The sequence below is a fragment of the Cryobacterium sp. MDB2-A-1 genome (assembly GCF_004402675.1).
GTDB lineage: Bacteria > Actinomycetota > Actinomycetes > Actinomycetales > Microbacteriaceae > Cryobacterium > Cryobacterium glucosi.
In genome coordinates, this window is the sequence record NZ_SOFK01000022.1 from 173,095 (window position 1) to 189,006 (window position 15,912).

Genomic DNA, 15,912 nt, shown 5'->3' on the forward strand with positions numbered 1-15,912 from the left:
CGCGTAGGCTCGCCCTATGAGTAGTGCAGCAGTGGCCGCCGCCCGCTTCGTGACAGAGGCCGCGATCGGGACCCGCGTCGTCGTGCGCCGCACCATCGAGGGCGGCGTGACGGATGCCGTCGGCTACCTCCGCGCGTGCGGTCCGGCCGACTGCGTGGTCGAGACGAAACGCGGTCTCGTCACGATCGTGCTTGCCGAGATCGTGGCCGCGAAGGAAGTGCCGCCGCCGCCGGCGCCGCGTGCGCCCCGGCATCCGTTCGCCGACTGACGAGTCTTTACTGGCGGAGAATGGGGGATTCGAACCCCGGCTGTGGGCGCTGTGCGCTCACCCGTTGATGATTCTTTACTGGCGGAGAATGGGGGATTCGAACCCCGGCTGTGGGCGCTGTGCGCTCACCCGTTGATGATTCTTTACTGGCGGAGAATGGGGGATTCGAACCCCGGCTGTGGGCGCTGTGCGCTCACCCGTTGATGATTCTTTACTGGCGGAGAATGGGGGATTCGAACCCCGGCTGTGGGCGCTGTGCGCTCACCCGTTGATGATTCTTTACTGGCGGAGAATGGGGGATTCGAACCCCGGCTGTGGGCGCTGTGCGCTCACCCGTTGATGATTCTTTACTGGCGGAGAATGGGGGATTCGAACCCCGGCTGTGGGCGCTGTGCGCTCACCCGTTGATGATTCTTTACTGGCGGAGAATGGGGGATTCGAACCCCGGCTGTGGGCGCTGTGCGCTCACCCGTTGATGATTCTTTACTGGCGGAGAATGGGGGATTCGAACCCCGGCTGTGGGCGCTGTGCGCTCACCCGTTGATGATTCTTTACTGGCGGAGAATGGGGGATTCGAACCCCGGCTGTGGGCGCTGTGCGCTCACCCGTTGATGATTCTTTACTGGCGGAGAATGGGGGATTCGAACCCCGGCTGTGGGCGCTGTGCGCTCACCCGTTGATGATTCTTTACTGGCGGAGAATGGGGGATTCGAACCCCGGCTGTGGGCGCTGTGCGCTCACCCGTTGATGAATCTTTACTGGCGGAGAATGGGGGATTCGAACCCCGGAGGGCTCTCACCCAACACGCTTTCCAAGCGTGCGCCATAGGCCACTAGGCGAATTCTCCTGGCCGGTCATTTCCCGAAGGTAACAACCTCGAAGAATCTTACCTGTTTCTGAAGGCACTTGAGAACGCGCTGCGCAGGGACCTGCTTTTGGCTCGGTGCGGCTTTGCGCATAAACTGGGAGCGGCTCCTCGCGTGGCGCTATCTCAGCCAACTCCCCCAGGACGGAAACGTAGCAAGGGTAACTGGGCTCTGGTGGGTGCGCGAGGAGTTTTTTCATGCCCCCGCGGCCTCGAAAAGCGGATTCCGCAGGGCACTCTGACGCCCACCCGGGCCGAGGTCTGGGCATGCCGCGCACTAGTCACTACGCGCGCGTCGCATACTGCGCACAATTCCGTGATAACGATTCCATATCTACTCATAGACTGGGCTATGCGCGGATCGCGCCCCGACAGTGCCGGAGGCACCCATGGTCAACACGTCCGATAAAACCTTCTTGTGGCCCACCCAGCAGCCACGTCCGCTGAGCGATGAAGCGCTCGCGAGCGTAGACGCCTGGTGGCGAGCCGCGAATTATCTTTCGGTGGGGCAGATCTACCTGCTCGACAATCCGTTATTGCGGGAACCGTTGACCCGCGACCACATTAAGCCCCGCCTGCTCGGGCACTGGGGAACGACCCCCGGACTCAACTTCATTTATGCCCACCTGAACCGCGCGATCCAGGAACGCAAGATCAGCACCCTTTACGTCACCGGCCCCGGCCACGGTGGGCCCGGCATGGTCGCCAACGCATACCTCGACGGCACGTACACCGAGATCTACCCCGGTGTCGAGCAGAGCGAACGCGGCGTCAAGGCCCTGTTCCGCCAGTTCTCCTTCCCGGGCGGAATCCCGAGCCACGCTTCACCGGAGACCCCCGGTTCGATCCACGAGGGCGGCGAGCTCGGCTACGCGCTCAGCCACGCTTACGGCGCCGCGTTCGACAACCCCGACCTGCTCGTCGCGGCCGTCGTCGGCGACGGCGAGGCCGAGACCGGACCGCTCGCCACCAGCTGGCACTCCAACAAGTTCGTCGACCCGCTCGTCGACGGCGTCGTGCTGCCGATCCTGCACCTCAACGGGTACAAGATCGCCAACCCGACCATCCTCGCCCGCATCCCCGAGGAGGAACTCCTCGACCTGATGCGCGGTTACGGCCACAAGCCGTACATCGTTTCCGGCGGATTCAACGAGGAAGACCCGCTCCTCGTCCACCAGCGCATGGCCGAGACCCTCGACGAGGTGCTCAACGAGATCGCCGACATCAAGGCCCGCGCCCTCGCCGGCGACACCGAGCGTCCGCGCTGGCCCATGATCATCCTGCGCACCCCCAAGGGCTGGACCTGCCCGACCACGATCGACGGCCTCAAGGTCGTCGACTCCTGGCGTTCGCACCAGGTGCCGCTCAGCAACGCCCGCGACACCGAGGCGCACACCCGCCTCCTCGAGGGCTGGCTCGCCTCCTACCGTCCCGAAGAACTGTTCGACGAGTCCGGTGCGCCGGTCGCGAAGATCACCGGGCTCGCCCCGGACGGTGAGCTGCGGATGAGCGCGAACCCCGTCTCCAACGGCGGCCTGCTCCGCAAGGATCTGCGCCTTCCCGACTTCCACGACTATGCCGTCGATGTTCCCTCCCCTGGAGCCACGACGGATGAGGCCACGAAGGTCCTCGGAACCTGGCTCGCGGATGTCATCAGGGACAACCCAGACAACTTCCGGATCTTCGGGCCGGATGAGACAGCATCCAACCGTCTCGCCCCCGCCGTGTTCGCTGCGACGGAGAAGACCTGGAACGCCGAATACCACGAGGGCGACACCAACCTCGAACGCGCCGGCCGCATCATGGAGATGCTCAGCGAGCACCAGTGCCAGGGCTGGCTCGAGGGCTACCTGCTCACCGGTCGCCATGGCCTGTTCAACTGCTACGAGGCCTTCATCCACATCGTCGACTCGATGTTCAACCAGCACGCGAAGTGGCTCAAGGTCACCCGCGAGATCCCGTGGCGCCGCTCGATCTCGAGCCTCAACTACCTGCTCTCCTCGCACGTCTGGCGCCAGGACCACAACGGCTTCTCCCACCAGGACCCGGGCTTCATCGACCACGTCGTGAACAAGAGCGCGGATGTCGTGCGCGTCTACCTGCCCTTCGACGCGAACACGCTGCTCTCGATCTACGACCACTGCCTGCGCAGCGTCGACTACGTGAACGTCGTCGTCGCAGGCAAGCAGCCCGCGCCGAACTGGCTCACCATGGACCAGGCCGTCGCACACTGCGACCGCGGCCTCGGCATCTTCGACTGGGCAGGCACCGAAATCGCCGGCACCGAACCGGATGTCGTCCTCGCCGCAGCCGGAGAGGTCCCGACCCTCGAGATCCTCGCCGCCGCCGCGATCCTGCGCGAAGCGATGCCCGACCTCAAGGTCCGCGTCGTCAACGTCGTCGACCTGATGCGCCTGCAGTCCGAGGCGGACCACCCGCACGGACTCAGCGACGCCGAGTTCGACGCCTACTTCACCGCGAACAAGCCGATCGTGTTCGCATACCACGGGTACCCGTGGCTGATCCACCGCCTGACCTACAAGCGCCACGGACACGCGAACCTGCACGCCCGCGGGTACAAGGAAAACGGCACCACGACGACACCGTTCGACATGGTCATGCTCAACGACCTCGACCGGTATCACCTGGTGATGGACGTTATCGACCGCGTCCCCGGACTCGGCGCGCGCGCCGGTGTTCTCCGCCAGGAGATGCAGGATGCCCGCCTCCGCGCCCGCGACTACACGCGTGCGTTCGGTGAGGACATTCCCGCGGTCACCGAGTGGGTGTGGGATGCGAACGGCATCGGCGCCACCCCGGTCGATGTGGGACTTTCCACAGGTGGGGATAACGTCTAATCGTGGCTGACAGTATCTACATCACCTCCGCCGAGGGTTATACAGGCAAATCTACGATCGCGCTGGGTGTTCTGGACACCCTGCTTCGTTCGGTCGAACGGGTCGGCGTTTTCCGTCCCGTCGCCCGTTCTTCCAACCATCCCGACTACGTGCTCGAGCTCCTGCTCGAGCACCTCTCCGCAGGCAAGGCCGCAAGTGCGACCGCTGCAACGAGCACCCCGCTCACCTACGACGAATGCGTAGGCGTACATTATGACGAAGTCCACCTCGACCCCGATGCGGCACTCGGCCGTATCGTGCAGCGTTACAAGGCCGTCGAGGCCCAGTGTGACGCGGTCGTCGTCATCGGAAGCGATTACACCGACGTCGGCAGCCCCACCGAGCTCGCCTTCAACCTCCGCATCGCCGCCAACCTCGGCGTCCCTGTGCTGCTGGTTCTCGGTGGACGCGTGGGCTCCGGCCAGGGCGAGACGCTCAACCAGGATGACAGGCTCGGCCAGAGCGACCCGCGCACGCCGGACGACATCCGCCAGCTGACGGATGTCACCATCGCCGAACTGCGCAACGAGCACGTCTCGCTGCTCGGCGTCATCGTCAACCGGGCAGATCCGACGCGCCTGGACGACGTGATCGGCGCCGTCCGCGACGTCGTCGACGCCCCCGGAAGCGAACTCGCGAACGTGCCAGTCTGGGCGCTTCCCGAGGACCCGTACATCGTCGCACCGAGCATGAAGAGCATCCTCAAGGCCGTGAAGGGAACCCTCGTCAAGGGGGACCCCGCGCTCCTGTCCCGTGAGGCCCTCGGAGTCGTCGTCGCGGCGATGTCGATGGTGAACGTGTTGCCCCGCCTGTTCGACGGGGCCGTCGTGCTCATCCCGAGCGACCGTCCCGATGTGCTCCTCGCCGTGCTGATGGCGAACTCCTCTGCGACGTTCCCCTCGATCGCGGGCATCATCCTCGTCGGCGGCTTCGACCTCCCGACGGAGATCGAACAGCTCGTCGAGGGGCTCGCTTCTTCGGTGCCGATCATCCGTACCGAACTCGCGTCCTACGAGGCCGCGGTGCGCATCACGCACACTCCCGGCCGGATGGCCGCGGATTCGCAGCGCAAGCTCGACACCGCGCTCGCCCTCTTCGAAGGCCACGTCGAGGCATCCGTTCTGCTCGATCGCCTCAAGGTGAGCCGCGCCGACGTCGTAACGCCGCTCATGTTCGAGTACACGCTGCTCGAACGTGCCCGGAAGAACCGCAAGCGCATCGTGATGCCCGAGGGGGAGGACGACCGCGTGCTGCGCGCCGCCGCGACCCTGCTGGCCCGCGATGTCGCAGACATCATCATTCTCGGGGAAGAGGTCGAGGTCCGCTCCCGCGCGATCGGGCTCGGCATCGACATCGGGAAGGCCCAGGTGATCAGCCCCTTCAACGAGGAGCTCCGCACCAAGTTCGCCACAGAGTACGCCCGCCTGCGCGCCCACAAGGGCGTCACCATCGACCAGGCCAGGGACGTCGTCACCGACGTGTCCTACTTCGGCACGATGATGGTGCAGATGGGACTGGCCGACGGCATGGTCTCCGGTGCGACGCACACCACGGCGCACACGATCCGCCCGAGCTTCGAGATCATCAAGACCCGCCCGAACACGTCCGTCGTGTCGAGCGTGTTCCTGATGGCCCTCGCGGACAAGGTCCTCGTCTACGGTGACTGCGCCGTGAACCCCGACCCGACCGCAGAGCAGCTCGCCGACATCGCCATCTCCGCTTCGGAGACGGCCGTCGAGTTCGGCATCGAGCCGCGCATCGCGATGCTGTCGTACTCGACAGGCGAGTCGGGCAAGGGGGCGGACGTCGACAAGGTCCGCGCCGCGACCGCGCTCGTCCGCGAGCGTCGCCCCGACCTTCTCATCGAGGGCCCGATCCAGTACGACGCGGCAGCGGATGCTGCTGTCGCCGCTGTGAAGATGCCGGCTTCGGCCGTGGCCGGCCGGGCCACCGTCTTCATCTTCCCGGACCTCAACACCGGCAACAACACCTACAAGGCCGTCCAGCGCAGTGCTGGCGCCCTCGCGCTCGGCCCTGTCCTGCAGGGCTTGCGCAAACCGATCAACGACCTTTCCCGAGGAGCACTTGTGCAGGACATCGTCAACACCGTTGCGATCACCGCAATCCAGGCGGCGTCACTCGACTCCGCTGCCGCCGCTGCTGCCGCGACTGCGACGGTCTCAGCATGAGCGCCGTCCTGGTCATCAACTCCGGTTCCTCGTCGTTCAAGTACCAGCTGATCGACATGCAGACGGAGACCGAGCTCGCGAGCGGTCTCGTCGAGCGCATCGGTGAGGCGAGCGGGCACGCCCGTCACACCGCCGCCGGTTCCGACCGCGTCGAGCAGACGCTGCCGATCCCGGACCACACCGCCGGATTCGCCGTGATGCTCGCCGCGTTCGCCGCCAGCGGCCCGCAGCTCAGCACGGCGAACCTTGTGGCCGTCGGCCACCGGGTCGTGCAGGGTGGCAGTATCTTCCAGGGTCCGACCGTGATCGATGACGAGGTGCTCGCCCAGATCAGCGCGCTCTCCGACCTCGCGCCGCTCCACAACCCGGCACACGTTCAGGGCATCAACGCGGCCAGGGCACAGTTCCCGGACGTGCCCCACGTTGCCGTCTTCGACACGTCGTTCCACCAGACGATGCCGGCACCGGCGTACACCTACGCGATCGACACCGCGCTGGCCGCCGAGTACGGCATCCGTCGTTATGGAGCACACGGCAGCTCGCACAAGTTCGTGTCCGAAGCCGCTGCGGAGTTCCTCGGCCGCCCGCTCGCCGAGCTCAAGACCATCGTGCTGCACCTCGGAAACGGGGCGTCGGCGTGCGCGGTCGACGGTGGAAAGTCCATCGACACCTCGATGGGCCTCACCCCGCTGCAGGGACTCGTCATGGGTACCCGCTCCGGCGACATCGACCCCGCCGTGCTGTTCCACCTGCACCGCAAGGCCGGCATGTCGATCGAAGAGCTCGACACCCTGCTGAACAAGAAGAGCGGCATGCTCGGACTGACCGGCAACGGTGACATGCGCGACGTCGAGGACGCCGCGATAGCCGGGGACGCGGTCGCCCAGGCTGCCCTCGACGTCTACTACCACCGCATCCGCGGTTACGTGGGCAACTACATCGCCCAGCTCGGTGGACTCGACGTGATCGTCTTCACCGCCGGTATCGGCGAGAATTCGGGAATCATCCGGGCCGGCGCCCTCGCCGGACTCGAATTCCTCGGCATCGAGATCGACCCGGCGAAGAACGACCCGTTCTCCCGGGTCGCCCGCGTCATCTCGACCGATGACTCGAAGGTCACCGTGCTCGTCATCCCGACGAACGAGGAGCTGGAGATCGCTCGCCAGACCCTCGCCGTCATCTAGCAGCACCGAAGTCGACGGCCGCTCCCTTCGGGGGCGGCCGTCGCGTGCGTTAACGCACCCCGCTACTGCTCGCGAGAGTGCACTTTTGGCCCTTAAAACGGCGGTTTAAGGGCCAAAAGTGCGCTCTCGCGAACGGGGCGTGGCGGATACCTCAGGCGGTTCTGGGGGCTGTGCTTCCGCGCACCACGAGGTGCGTGGGCACGATCGTGGTGCCAGGAACGGACGCACCGGGGGAATCGATCTGCCGCAGGAGCTTCTCGATGCAGAGCCGGCCGACCTGGGCGAAGTCCTGGTGCACCGTCGTCAGTGGGGGCCAGAATTCACCGGACTCGCGCATGTCGTCGAAGCCGACGACGCTCACGTCGGCGGGCAGGGCCCGGCCGGCCTCATGCATCGCGCGCATCACACCGAGGGCCATCTGGTCGTTGGACGCGAAGATGGCCGTGACGAGCGGGTCGGCGGCGAGGGTCACCCCGTGCACGTAGCCGCTCTGCGCACTCCAGTCCCCTTCGAGCACGGGGGGCACCGGGGCACCGGCCGCCTTCAGGGTGTTGCGCCACGACGCCGTGCGGCGACCGGCCGAGAAGGAGGACTCCGGGCCGGCGATGTGCCAGACCGTGCGGTGACCGAGGTCGAGCAGGTGCTGGGTGGCCAGGCGGGCGCCCTCGGTCTGGTCGGTGTCGACGACCGTGTACCGGGAACCGGCGTCGGAGTCGACGATGACGACGGGAAGCCCGGTCGGCACGGTCACGTCGATCCGGTCGAGCATGTGGGCTTCCATGATGATCACGATGCCGTCGACGGCCTGCTCGGCCAGCCGGGTCACGGCGCCGGTGACCGCACCCTGGGTGGGTCTCGTCACCGGGATGAGGGTGATCGAGTACCCGGCCTCCGCGGCCGCCATCGCCACCGCGTCGAGCGTGCGCATGTTGCCGAAGCTCGACAGGGTGAACATGATCACGCCGATGGTGCTGAACCGGCCCGACTTGAGGGCGCGGGCGGCGCTGTTCGGGCGGTAGCCGATCTCATCCATGGCCGCGAGCACGCGGTCCCGGGTGTCGGAGTCGACATTGCTGCGGGCGTTCACCACTCGGGAAACGGTCTGGGACGAGACGCCGGCCAGGGCCGCGACATCCGCCATCGACGGCAGGCGCTGCACACCGCGGGTCAGGGGACTCTGGGGAGTCGGGTGAGTCGGGTGACTCGGGGGAGTCGAGGGCGCGGAGGTGCCGGCGCCTTCAGCGGGGCTGATCTTTGCCACGTTCCCTCCCGGGTCCCGGAAAATGCTTCCGTATGTTTACGTAAACATGCTAGCGTGCTTACACGTCATGTTTACGCAAACATGACCAGGAACCTCGAACTCCATCATCCGCCGCACCACACTATCGAGTCAGAGAAACAGGAATGACGACGCTGTCAACGCTCACCCCCAGTGGCCAGGCGCTTTCCGGCCCACGGAAGCCGCACGTGCAGAAGCGCGACTGGACCGGCTGGAAGTTCATCGCCCCGTTCATGGTCGTCTTCACCCTCGTCCTGATCGCTCCGGTGCTGTATTCGATCTACCTGAGCTTCTTCAAGGAACAGCTCGTCGGGGGCAACTCCTTCGTCGGCTTCGCGAACTACGGCCAGGCGCTCACGGATCCCCAGTTCTGGGAGTCGATGGGGCGGGTGACCCTGTTCTTCGTCGTACAGGTTCCGATCATGCTCGGTATCGCACTCTTCGCCGCCCTCGCGATCGACAGTGCGCGCCTGCACCTGTCCAGCTTCTTCCGCATCGCGATCTTCCTGCCGTACGCCGTTCCCGCGGTGGTCGCCACCCTGATGTGGGGCTTCATGTACGGCACGAAGTTCGGCCTGGTCGGCAATCTCAACGACTTCTTCCACCTCGCCATTCCTGACCCGCTCGGGAGCAGCTGGGTGCTCGCGAGCATCGGCAACATCGTCACCTGGGAATTCATCGGCTACAACATGATCCTGTTCTATGCGGCGCTCCGGGTGATCCCGACCGACCTCTATGAGGCGGCCTCCCTCGACGGCGCCGGCGCCTTCCGCATCATCCGCAGCATCAAGATGCCGGCGCTGCGTCCCGCCATCGTGATCGGCGGCATCTTCTCGGTCATCGGCAGCTTCCAGCTCTTCAACGAGCCGAGCATCCTGCAGTCCCTGGCGCCCAACACCATCTCGACCTATTTCTCCCCGAACATGTACGCGTACAACCTGTCGTTCGCGGGCCAGCAGTACAACTATTCGGCCACCATCGCGATCATCGTCGGCCTCTTCACTGCCGTCATCGCCTACATCGTGCAGAACTCCGGTTCGCGGAAGGAGGTCTGAGATGTCCACCACTGACCAGGCCAGAGTGAACGTGCCCGCAAGCCAGGCCAGGGCCCCACGGATGTCCCGCTACACCCGGACGAACAAGTCCAACCAGGGCCTGCACACAAAGAAGTCGATCCTGCTCACCATCATCATGGGCGCGCTGGTCCTCTACAGCCTGCTTCCCCTGTTCTGGCTCTTCGTGAACTCGACGAAGACCCAGGCCGAGCTGCTCAACTCCTTCGGCCTCTGGTTCAGCGGTCCGAACGCCCTCTGGGACAACATCGTCGCGACCGTGACCTACAACGACGGAGTCTTCGTCCGTTGGTTCGGGAACACCCTGATGTACGTCGTCGTCGGGGCGGGAGGGGCCACCTTCCTCGCGGCACTCGGCGGTTATGGACTGGCCAAATTCAACTTCCCGGGCAAGAAGGCCGTCTTCGCCGTCGTGCTCGGTGCCGTGGCGATCCCCGGCACGGCCCTCGCGGTCCCGACCTTCCTCATGTTCAGCCAGATGGGCCTCACGAACACGCCCTGGGCGGTCATCCTGCCCTCGTTGATCAGCCCGTTCGGCCTGTACCTGATCTGGACCTACGCCCTCGATGCCGTGCCGACCGAGGTACTCGAGGCCGCACGCATGGACGGGGCAGGCGAATTCCGCACCTTCTTCACCATCTCCCTCAAGCTCCTCGCCCCCGGCCTCGTGACCGTGCTCCTGTTCACCCTCGTGGCCACCTGGAACAACTACTTCCTGCCCCTGATCATGCTGAGCGAACCGACCTGGTACCCGCTCACCGTCGGACTCAAGCAGTGGAGCAATCAGGCCCAGACCGTCGGCGGCGACGTGATCTACAACCTCGTGATCACCGGTTCGATGCTCACAATCATCCCGATCGTCGTCGCGTTCCTGTTCCTGCAGCGCTACTGGCAGTCCGGCCTCGCCGCCGGCAGCGTCAAGGCGTGACCCCCCCCGACCCATTCGACCGCACCACCTGTCCCGCATCGCAGTTCATCCATTTACAAGGAAGTGAAAGGCATTTCATGAAAGCACCACACAGCACCAGGAAGGCACTGCGTCGCACCGCGGTCGTCGTCGCCACCGGACTCGCGCTCAGCATGTCCCTCGCAGCGTGTTCCGGATCCGGAACCGGATCGACAGCATCGTCGACCGCCAGCGCCGCGGACATCACCGCGGCCCTGAACGAGAAGTCGACCATCACCGTCTGGGCGTGGGCCCCGGCCGTGGAGAAGATCGCCGCGGCGTTCGAGAAGGAACACCCGAATGTGACCGTCAAGGTCGTCAACGCGGGAACCGGCAACGATCAGTACATCAAGCTCCAGAACGCGATCAAGGCAGGGTCCGGCGCGCCGGACATCGCCCAGATCGAGTATTACGCGCTTCCGCAGTTCGCGTTGTCCAAGTCGCTCGCCGACCTCAGCGCATACGGCTTCGACTCGTACGCGTCCGAATACACCGACAGCACCTGGGGATCGGTCAAGCTCGGCGACGGCATCTACGCCCTCCCGCAGGACTCCGGCCCCATGGCCATGTTCTACAACAAGGCCGTCTTCGACAAGTACGGCCTCACCGTTCCCACCACCTGGGACGAGTACGTCGCAACGGCCAAGAAGCTGCACGAGGCCAACCCGAACGCCTACATCACCAACGACACCGGCGACGCCGGCTTCACCACGAGCATGATCTGGCAGGCCGGCGGCCAGCCGTACACCACGACGGACTCCACCAAGGTCAGCATCAACCTCCAGGACGCGGGCTCGAAGAAGTTCGCAGACACCTGGAACACTCTGCTCAGCAACGACCTCCTCGCCGCAACGCCCAGCTGGAGCGACGAATGGTACAAGGGCCTCGGCGACGGCACCATCGCCACCCTCAACATCGGTGCCTGGATGCCCGGCAACCTCGAGTCCGGTGTGAAGGAAGCCGCCGGTGACTGGCGGGTCGCACCGCTGCCGACGTACACGGCAGGCGACAAGGCAAGCGCCGAGAACGGCGGCGGTGGAGATGCCATCCTCGAGCAGAGCAAGAACAAGCTCGTCGCAGCCGGTTTCCTCCAGTACATGAACGAGGGCGCGGGCACCCAGATCTCGATCGACGCCGGCGGATTCCCGTCGACCGTCGCCGACCTGAACTCCGACGCGTTCCTGAACGCCACGAGCGACTACTTCGGCGGCCAGAAGATCAACCAGGTCCTCGTGCAGTCCGCGAAGGACGTCGTTCCCGGCTGGAGCTACCTCCCGTTCCAGGTCTACTCGAACAGCATCTTCAAGGACACGGTCGGCCAGGCGTATGCCGCCAAGTCCGACCTCAATGCCGGGTTGACCGCGTGGCAGAAGGCCACCGCGGACTACGGCAACCAGCAGGGCTTCACCGTCACCAGCAAGTAGCATCCTGCGCCACCGTCGGAGAAGGGTGGGCCTGGACCAGGCCCACCCTTTTCCGTCGCCTTCACCACCGTCGTACCGAACAAAGAGGATCTTCTCCCGTGTTGCACGCCCGGCTCAGCATCACCCGCGACAACGTTGTGGCACCCGTTTCGCCCCGGATCTTCGGCTCCTTCGTCGAACACATGGGCCGCGCCGTGTACACGGGCATCTACGAGCCCGGTCATCCCACCGCGAATGCGGAAGGATTCCGCCAGGACGTGCTCGACCTGGTGCGGGAACTGAACCCGAGCCTCATCCGCTATCCCGGCGGCAACTTCGTCTCCGGCTTCCGCTGGGAAGACAGCGTCGGCCCCCGCGACACGCGCCCCGTGCGCCTCGACGTGGCGTGGCACAGCATCGAGACCAACGAGGTCGGCCTGCACGAATTCGCGGCCTGGGCGGAGACCGCGGGCGTCGAGGTGATGCAGGCCGTGAACCTGGGCACCCGGGGCGTCGCGGAAGCCGCGGCCCTGCTCGAATACGCCAACCACCCGGGGGGCACCACCCGCTCCGAGGAGCGCAGGGCCAACGGTCGCACGGAACCGTTCGGCATCCGCGTCTGGTGCCTCGGCAACGAAATGGACGGCCCCTGGCAGATTGGCCACAAGACCGCCGAGGAATACGGGCGCCTCGCCGCCGAGACCGCCCGGGTGATGAAATGGGTCGACCCCACCATCGAACTCGTCGTCGCCGGCAGCTCCAACGCCGAAATGCCCACCTTCGGCAGCTGGGAACGCACGGTGCTCGGGCACACCATCGACCTCGTCGACCACATCTCCCTGCACGCCTACTACGAGGAGAAGCCCGGCGACCTCGGCAGCTTCCTGGCCTCCGGCGTCGGCCTGGACCGCTTCATCGGAGACGTCGTCGCGATCGTCGACGACGTGGCGGCGGAACGGGGCGTCGACCGCTTCATCGGCATCAGCGTCGACGAGTGGAACGTCTGGTACCAGACCCGCTTCAACGAGGTGGACAAGGAGGACCTGCTCACCGGCGACTGGAACGCCCACCCCCGGCTGATCGAAGACGAGTACAACGTCAGCGACGCCGTCGTCGTCGGTTCCCTGCTGATCTCCCTGCTGCGCAACAGCGACCGGGTCTCGATGGCCAACCTCGCCCAACTCGTGAATGTGATCGCCCCGATCAGGTCCGAACCCGGCGGACCGGCCTGGCGACAGACCACGTTCTTCCCCTTCGCGTTGACCGCGGGCGCCGCCCGCGGCGACGTGCTGGCCACCGCGATCCACTCCGACACCTACGAAACCGTCGCCCACGGCACCGTCGACGTAGCGGATGCCGCCGCGACGGCCACCGACGACGAGGTCGTGCTGTATCTCGTGAACCGGTCGAGCACCACCCCGCTCACCCTGGACGTGGACCTGGCCGGGGCACCCGCCGGAGCGATCCGGTCCGCGCGGAGCGTGCACGCCCCGGACGGCGGCGACCGGTTCAGCACGAATGCCCTCGATCATCAGGAGACGGTGGCACCCGTCGAGCTCACGGGCCTGACGCTGTCGGAAGACGGTGCCCGCCTCACCGCGGTGCTGCCGGCACTGTCCTGGTCCATCGTTCGCCTGGCCGCCCGGAGCGCGTCATGAGCACCGTGAGCGCGACCACCGCGGCAACATCGACAGCGACCCGCTGGGTGCGCTGGCCGGATGCGCACACACTCGCCGACGGCACGGAGAGCCTGGCGTCCGGAACCGCCCGTATCGCATACGGCGCCGACTACAACCCCGAGCAGTGGCCGGAGGCGGTCTGGGCCGACGACATGCGGCTGATGCGCGAGGCCGGCGTGAACATCGTCAGCGTCGGCATCTTCTCCTGGGCGCTGCTGCAGCCCACCATCGACAGCTGGGATTTCGGCTGGCTCGACCGCGCCCTCGACCTGCTGCACTCCAACGGCATCGCCGTCGACCTCGCCACCGCAACCGCGAGCCCGCCACCCTGGCTGACCGAGGCGCACCCCGAGGTGCTGCCCGTGAACCGGCTCGGCGAGACCATCTGGCCCGGCGGCCGCCAGCAGTGGCGTCCGACCTCACCGGTCTTCCGCCGGTACGCCCTGGCCCTCGTCGAGAAGATGGCCATGCGCTACGCCGACCATCCCGCACTCGCCATGTGGCACATCAGCAATGAACTCGGCTGCCACAACGTCTACGACTACTCTGACGACGCCGCTGCGGCCTTCCGCGGCTGGCTCGCAGGCCGGTACGGCTCGCTCGTCGAACTCAACCGGGCCTGGGGCACCGCGTTCTGGTCCCAGAACTACTCGAGCTGGAGCCAGATCCTGCCGCCGCGCCTCGCCGCCACCCACCCGAACCCCACCCAGCAACTCGACTTCGCCCGGTTCTCCAGCGACGCACTCAAGGACTACCTGGTCGCCGAGCGCGAGATCCTGCGGCAGGCGACTCCCGAGGTTCCGATCACCACCAACTTCATGGTGATGGGGGAGACCCGCGGCATGGACTACGCGGACTGGGCCGACGAGGTCGACATCGTCTCCAACGATCACTACCTGCTCGTCGCAGACCCGGAGGCCTTCGAGGAGCTGTCGTTCTCGGCCAACCTGACCGGCCAGATCGCGCATCGTGCGCCCTGGTTCCTGATGGAGCATTCCACCAGCGCCGTGAACTGGCAGCCGGTCAACCAGGCGAAGTCGCCCGGCCAGCTGCGCCGCGACAGCCTCACGCACGTCGCGCATGGCGCGGACGCGGTCTGCTTCTTCCAGTGGCGACAGTCGCTGGCCGGCGCCGAGAAGTTCCATTCCGCGATGCTCCCGCACGCGGGTGAAGACAGCACCGTCTTCCGCCGGGTCGCCCGCTTCGGCGGCGACCTCGCCGGCCTCGCCGAGGTCGCGGGAAGCCGGACCCGGCAGGCCCGCATCGGCATCCTCTTCGACTGGGACTCGTGGTGGGCCTCCGAGCTCGACTCGCACCCCACCGAGCTGCTGCGCTACAAGGCCGAGGCGATGACCTGGTACACCGCGGCGCTCGCGAACGGGCTCCAGGCCGACATCATTCCCGCCCGATCGGTGCTTCACGGACCCGGCCTCGACGGCTATGACCTCGTGATCGCCCCGATGCTCTACGTGGTCACGGCAGACCTCGCGGAAGCGCTCACCGGCTATGTGACCGGTGGTGGCCACCTCACGGTCGGCGTCTTCTCCGGCATCGCCGACGCCGACGACCACATCCACCTCGGCGGCTACCCCGGTGCCTTCCGTGAGCTGCTCGGCGTGCGCGCAGAGGAATTCGGCGGCCTGCTCGCCGGCCAGGCCGTCGGACTGTCCGGCGACCTGCCCGCGGGCTCGACAGGGACGCTGCTCACCCACGACGTCACCGTGCGGAACGACGTCGACGTGCTCGCACGCTTCGACGACGGCCCGTTCCCCGGCGTGCCGGCCATCACCGGCCGTGCCGTCGGTGCCGGACGGGCCAGCTTCGTCGGGACGGTACTCGACAGGGAAGCCCTCGTCGCCCTCGTCGGTCGCTTCGCCGCGGATGTCGGCATCGCCTCACCGCTGCCCTCCGACGTGCGCGGCACTGTCCAGCTCGCCGTGCGTGAGACGGACACCTTCGAGTACCTCTTCTACATCAACCATTCCGCGCATGCGGTCACGGTGGCACTCACCCCGTTCGATGGATGCCTCACGGCCGTCGATCTCGGAGGAAGCACCCTGGCCGCCGGCTCGCTCACCCTCCCGGCGACCGGGGTCGCCGTGCTGAGCCGGCCGCGGGCGGGGGAGTGA

At 66.3% G+C, this 15,912-nt stretch carries 10 protein-coding genes, 1 tRNA gene and 1 other RNA gene; 10 read left to right on the forward strand and 2 right to left on the reverse strand.

Features of this window, described 5'->3' with window-relative positions:
* Positions 1-16 precede the first annotated feature (16 nt).
* Positions 17-268: a ferrous iron transport protein A gene (locus E3O39_RS05720; RefSeq protein ID WP_134446880.1), complete on the forward strand. Its 252-nt coding sequence runs from the start codon at positions 17-19 to the stop codon at positions 266-268.
* A 759-nt stretch (positions 269-1,027) separates the two neighbouring features.
* On the opposite strand, the gene E3O39_RS05725 is transcribed toward E3O39_RS05720, so the two are convergent.
* Positions 1,028-1,115: transfer RNA gene (locus E3O39_RS05725), tRNA-Ser, on the reverse strand.
* Between the two features lie 120 nt (positions 1,116-1,235).
* On the opposite strand from E3O39_RS05725, the gene ffs reads away from it, so the two are divergent.
* From ffs to E3O39_RS05745, 4 genes are all read left to right on the forward strand, one after another.
* Positions 1,236-1,332: signal recognition particle sRNA small type (ffs, locus tag E3O39_RS05730), an RNA gene on the forward strand.
* Positions 1,333-1,522: 190 nt separating this feature from the next.
* Positions 1,523-3,991 (forward strand): phosphoketolase, encoded by a 2,469-nt coding sequence (locus tag E3O39_RS05735; protein WP_134449847.1) that lies wholly within the window; start codon positions 1,523-1,525, stop codon positions 3,989-3,991.
* A 2-nt stretch (positions 3,992-3,993) separates the two neighbouring features.
* Positions 3,994-6,219 carry a phosphate acetyltransferase gene (gene pta, locus E3O39_RS05740; protein ID WP_134449848.1) on the forward strand — a complete coding sequence of 742 codons (2,226 nt, stop codon included), beginning with the start codon at positions 3,994-3,996 and terminating at the stop codon, positions 6,217-6,219.
* Complete coding sequence (locus tag E3O39_RS05745) at positions 6,216-7,403, forward strand: acetate/propionate family kinase (RefSeq protein ID WP_134449849.1); 1,188 nt, start codon at positions 6,216-6,218, stop codon at positions 7,401-7,403. The genes pta and E3O39_RS05745 overlap by 4 nt, the downstream gene beginning before the upstream one ends.
* A 151-nt stretch (positions 7,404-7,554) precedes the next feature.
* On the opposite strand, the gene E3O39_RS05750 is transcribed toward E3O39_RS05745, so the two are convergent.
* Positions 7,555-8,544, reverse strand: coding sequence for a LacI family DNA-binding transcriptional regulator (locus tag E3O39_RS05750; protein WP_134450071.1), 990 nt, complete (start codon positions 8,542-8,544; stop codon positions 7,555-7,557).
* 263 nt (positions 8,545-8,807) lie between these two features.
* Between E3O39_RS05750 and E3O39_RS05755 the strand changes: the two genes are divergently transcribed.
* From E3O39_RS05755 to E3O39_RS05775, 5 genes are all read left to right on the forward strand, one after another.
* Entirely contained in the window at positions 8,808-9,737 is a 930-nt protein-coding gene (locus E3O39_RS05755) for a carbohydrate ABC transporter permease (RefSeq protein ID WP_134449850.1), read from the forward strand.
* Between the two features lie 61 nt (positions 9,738-9,798).
* Entirely contained in the window at positions 9,799-10,683 is an 885-nt protein-coding gene (locus tag E3O39_RS05760; RefSeq protein ID WP_241975181.1) for a carbohydrate ABC transporter permease, read from the forward strand.
* Positions 10,684-10,760: 77 nt separating this feature from the next.
* Entirely contained in the window at positions 10,761-12,125 is a 1,365-nt protein-coding gene (locus E3O39_RS05765) for an ABC transporter substrate-binding protein (RefSeq protein ID WP_134449852.1), read from the forward strand.
* Between the two features lie 98 nt (positions 12,126-12,223).
* On the forward strand, positions 12,224-13,762 hold the full coding sequence (locus E3O39_RS05770) for an alpha-N-arabinofuranosidase (RefSeq protein ID WP_198413387.1): 1,539 nt from the start codon (positions 12,224-12,226) through the stop codon (positions 13,760-13,762).
* The gene (locus E3O39_RS05775; RefSeq protein WP_134449853.1) at positions 13,759-15,912 is read left to right on the forward strand and encodes a beta-galactosidase; all 2,154 of its coding nucleotides are present in this window, start codon (positions 13,759-13,761) and stop codon (positions 15,910-15,912) included. The genes E3O39_RS05770 and E3O39_RS05775 overlap by 4 nt, the downstream gene beginning before the upstream one ends.

Bases quoted from the DNA above. Each gene is read 5' to 3' on its own strand.
- E3O39_RS05720 (WP_134446880.1), top strand. From the start codon at position 17: ATGAGTAGTGCAGCAGTGGCCGCCGCCCGCTTCGTGACAGAGGCCGCG.
- E3O39_RS05735 (WP_134449847.1), top strand. From the start codon at position 1,523: ATGGTCAACACGTCCGATAAAACCTTCTTGTGGCCCACCCAGCAGCCA.
- E3O39_RS05745 (WP_134449849.1), top strand. From the start codon at position 6,216: ATGAGCGCCGTCCTGGTCATCAACTCCGGTTCCTCGTCGTTCAAGTAC.
- E3O39_RS05750 (WP_134450071.1), bottom strand. From the start codon at position 8,544: ATGGCGGATGTCGCGGCCCTGGCCGGCGTCTCGTCCCAGACCGTTTCC.
- E3O39_RS05755 (WP_134449850.1), top strand. From the start codon at position 8,808: ATGACGACGCTGTCAACGCTCACCCCCAGTGGCCAGGCGCTTTCCGGC.
- E3O39_RS05760 (WP_241975181.1), top strand. From the start codon at position 9,799: ATGTCCCGCTACACCCGGACGAACAAGTCCAACCAGGGCCTGCACACA.
- E3O39_RS05765 (WP_134449852.1), top strand. From the start codon at position 10,761: ATGAAAGCACCACACAGCACCAGGAAGGCACTGCGTCGCACCGCGGTC.
- E3O39_RS05775 (WP_134449853.1), top strand. From the start codon at position 13,759: ATGAGCACCGTGAGCGCGACCACCGCGGCAACATCGACAGCGACCCGC.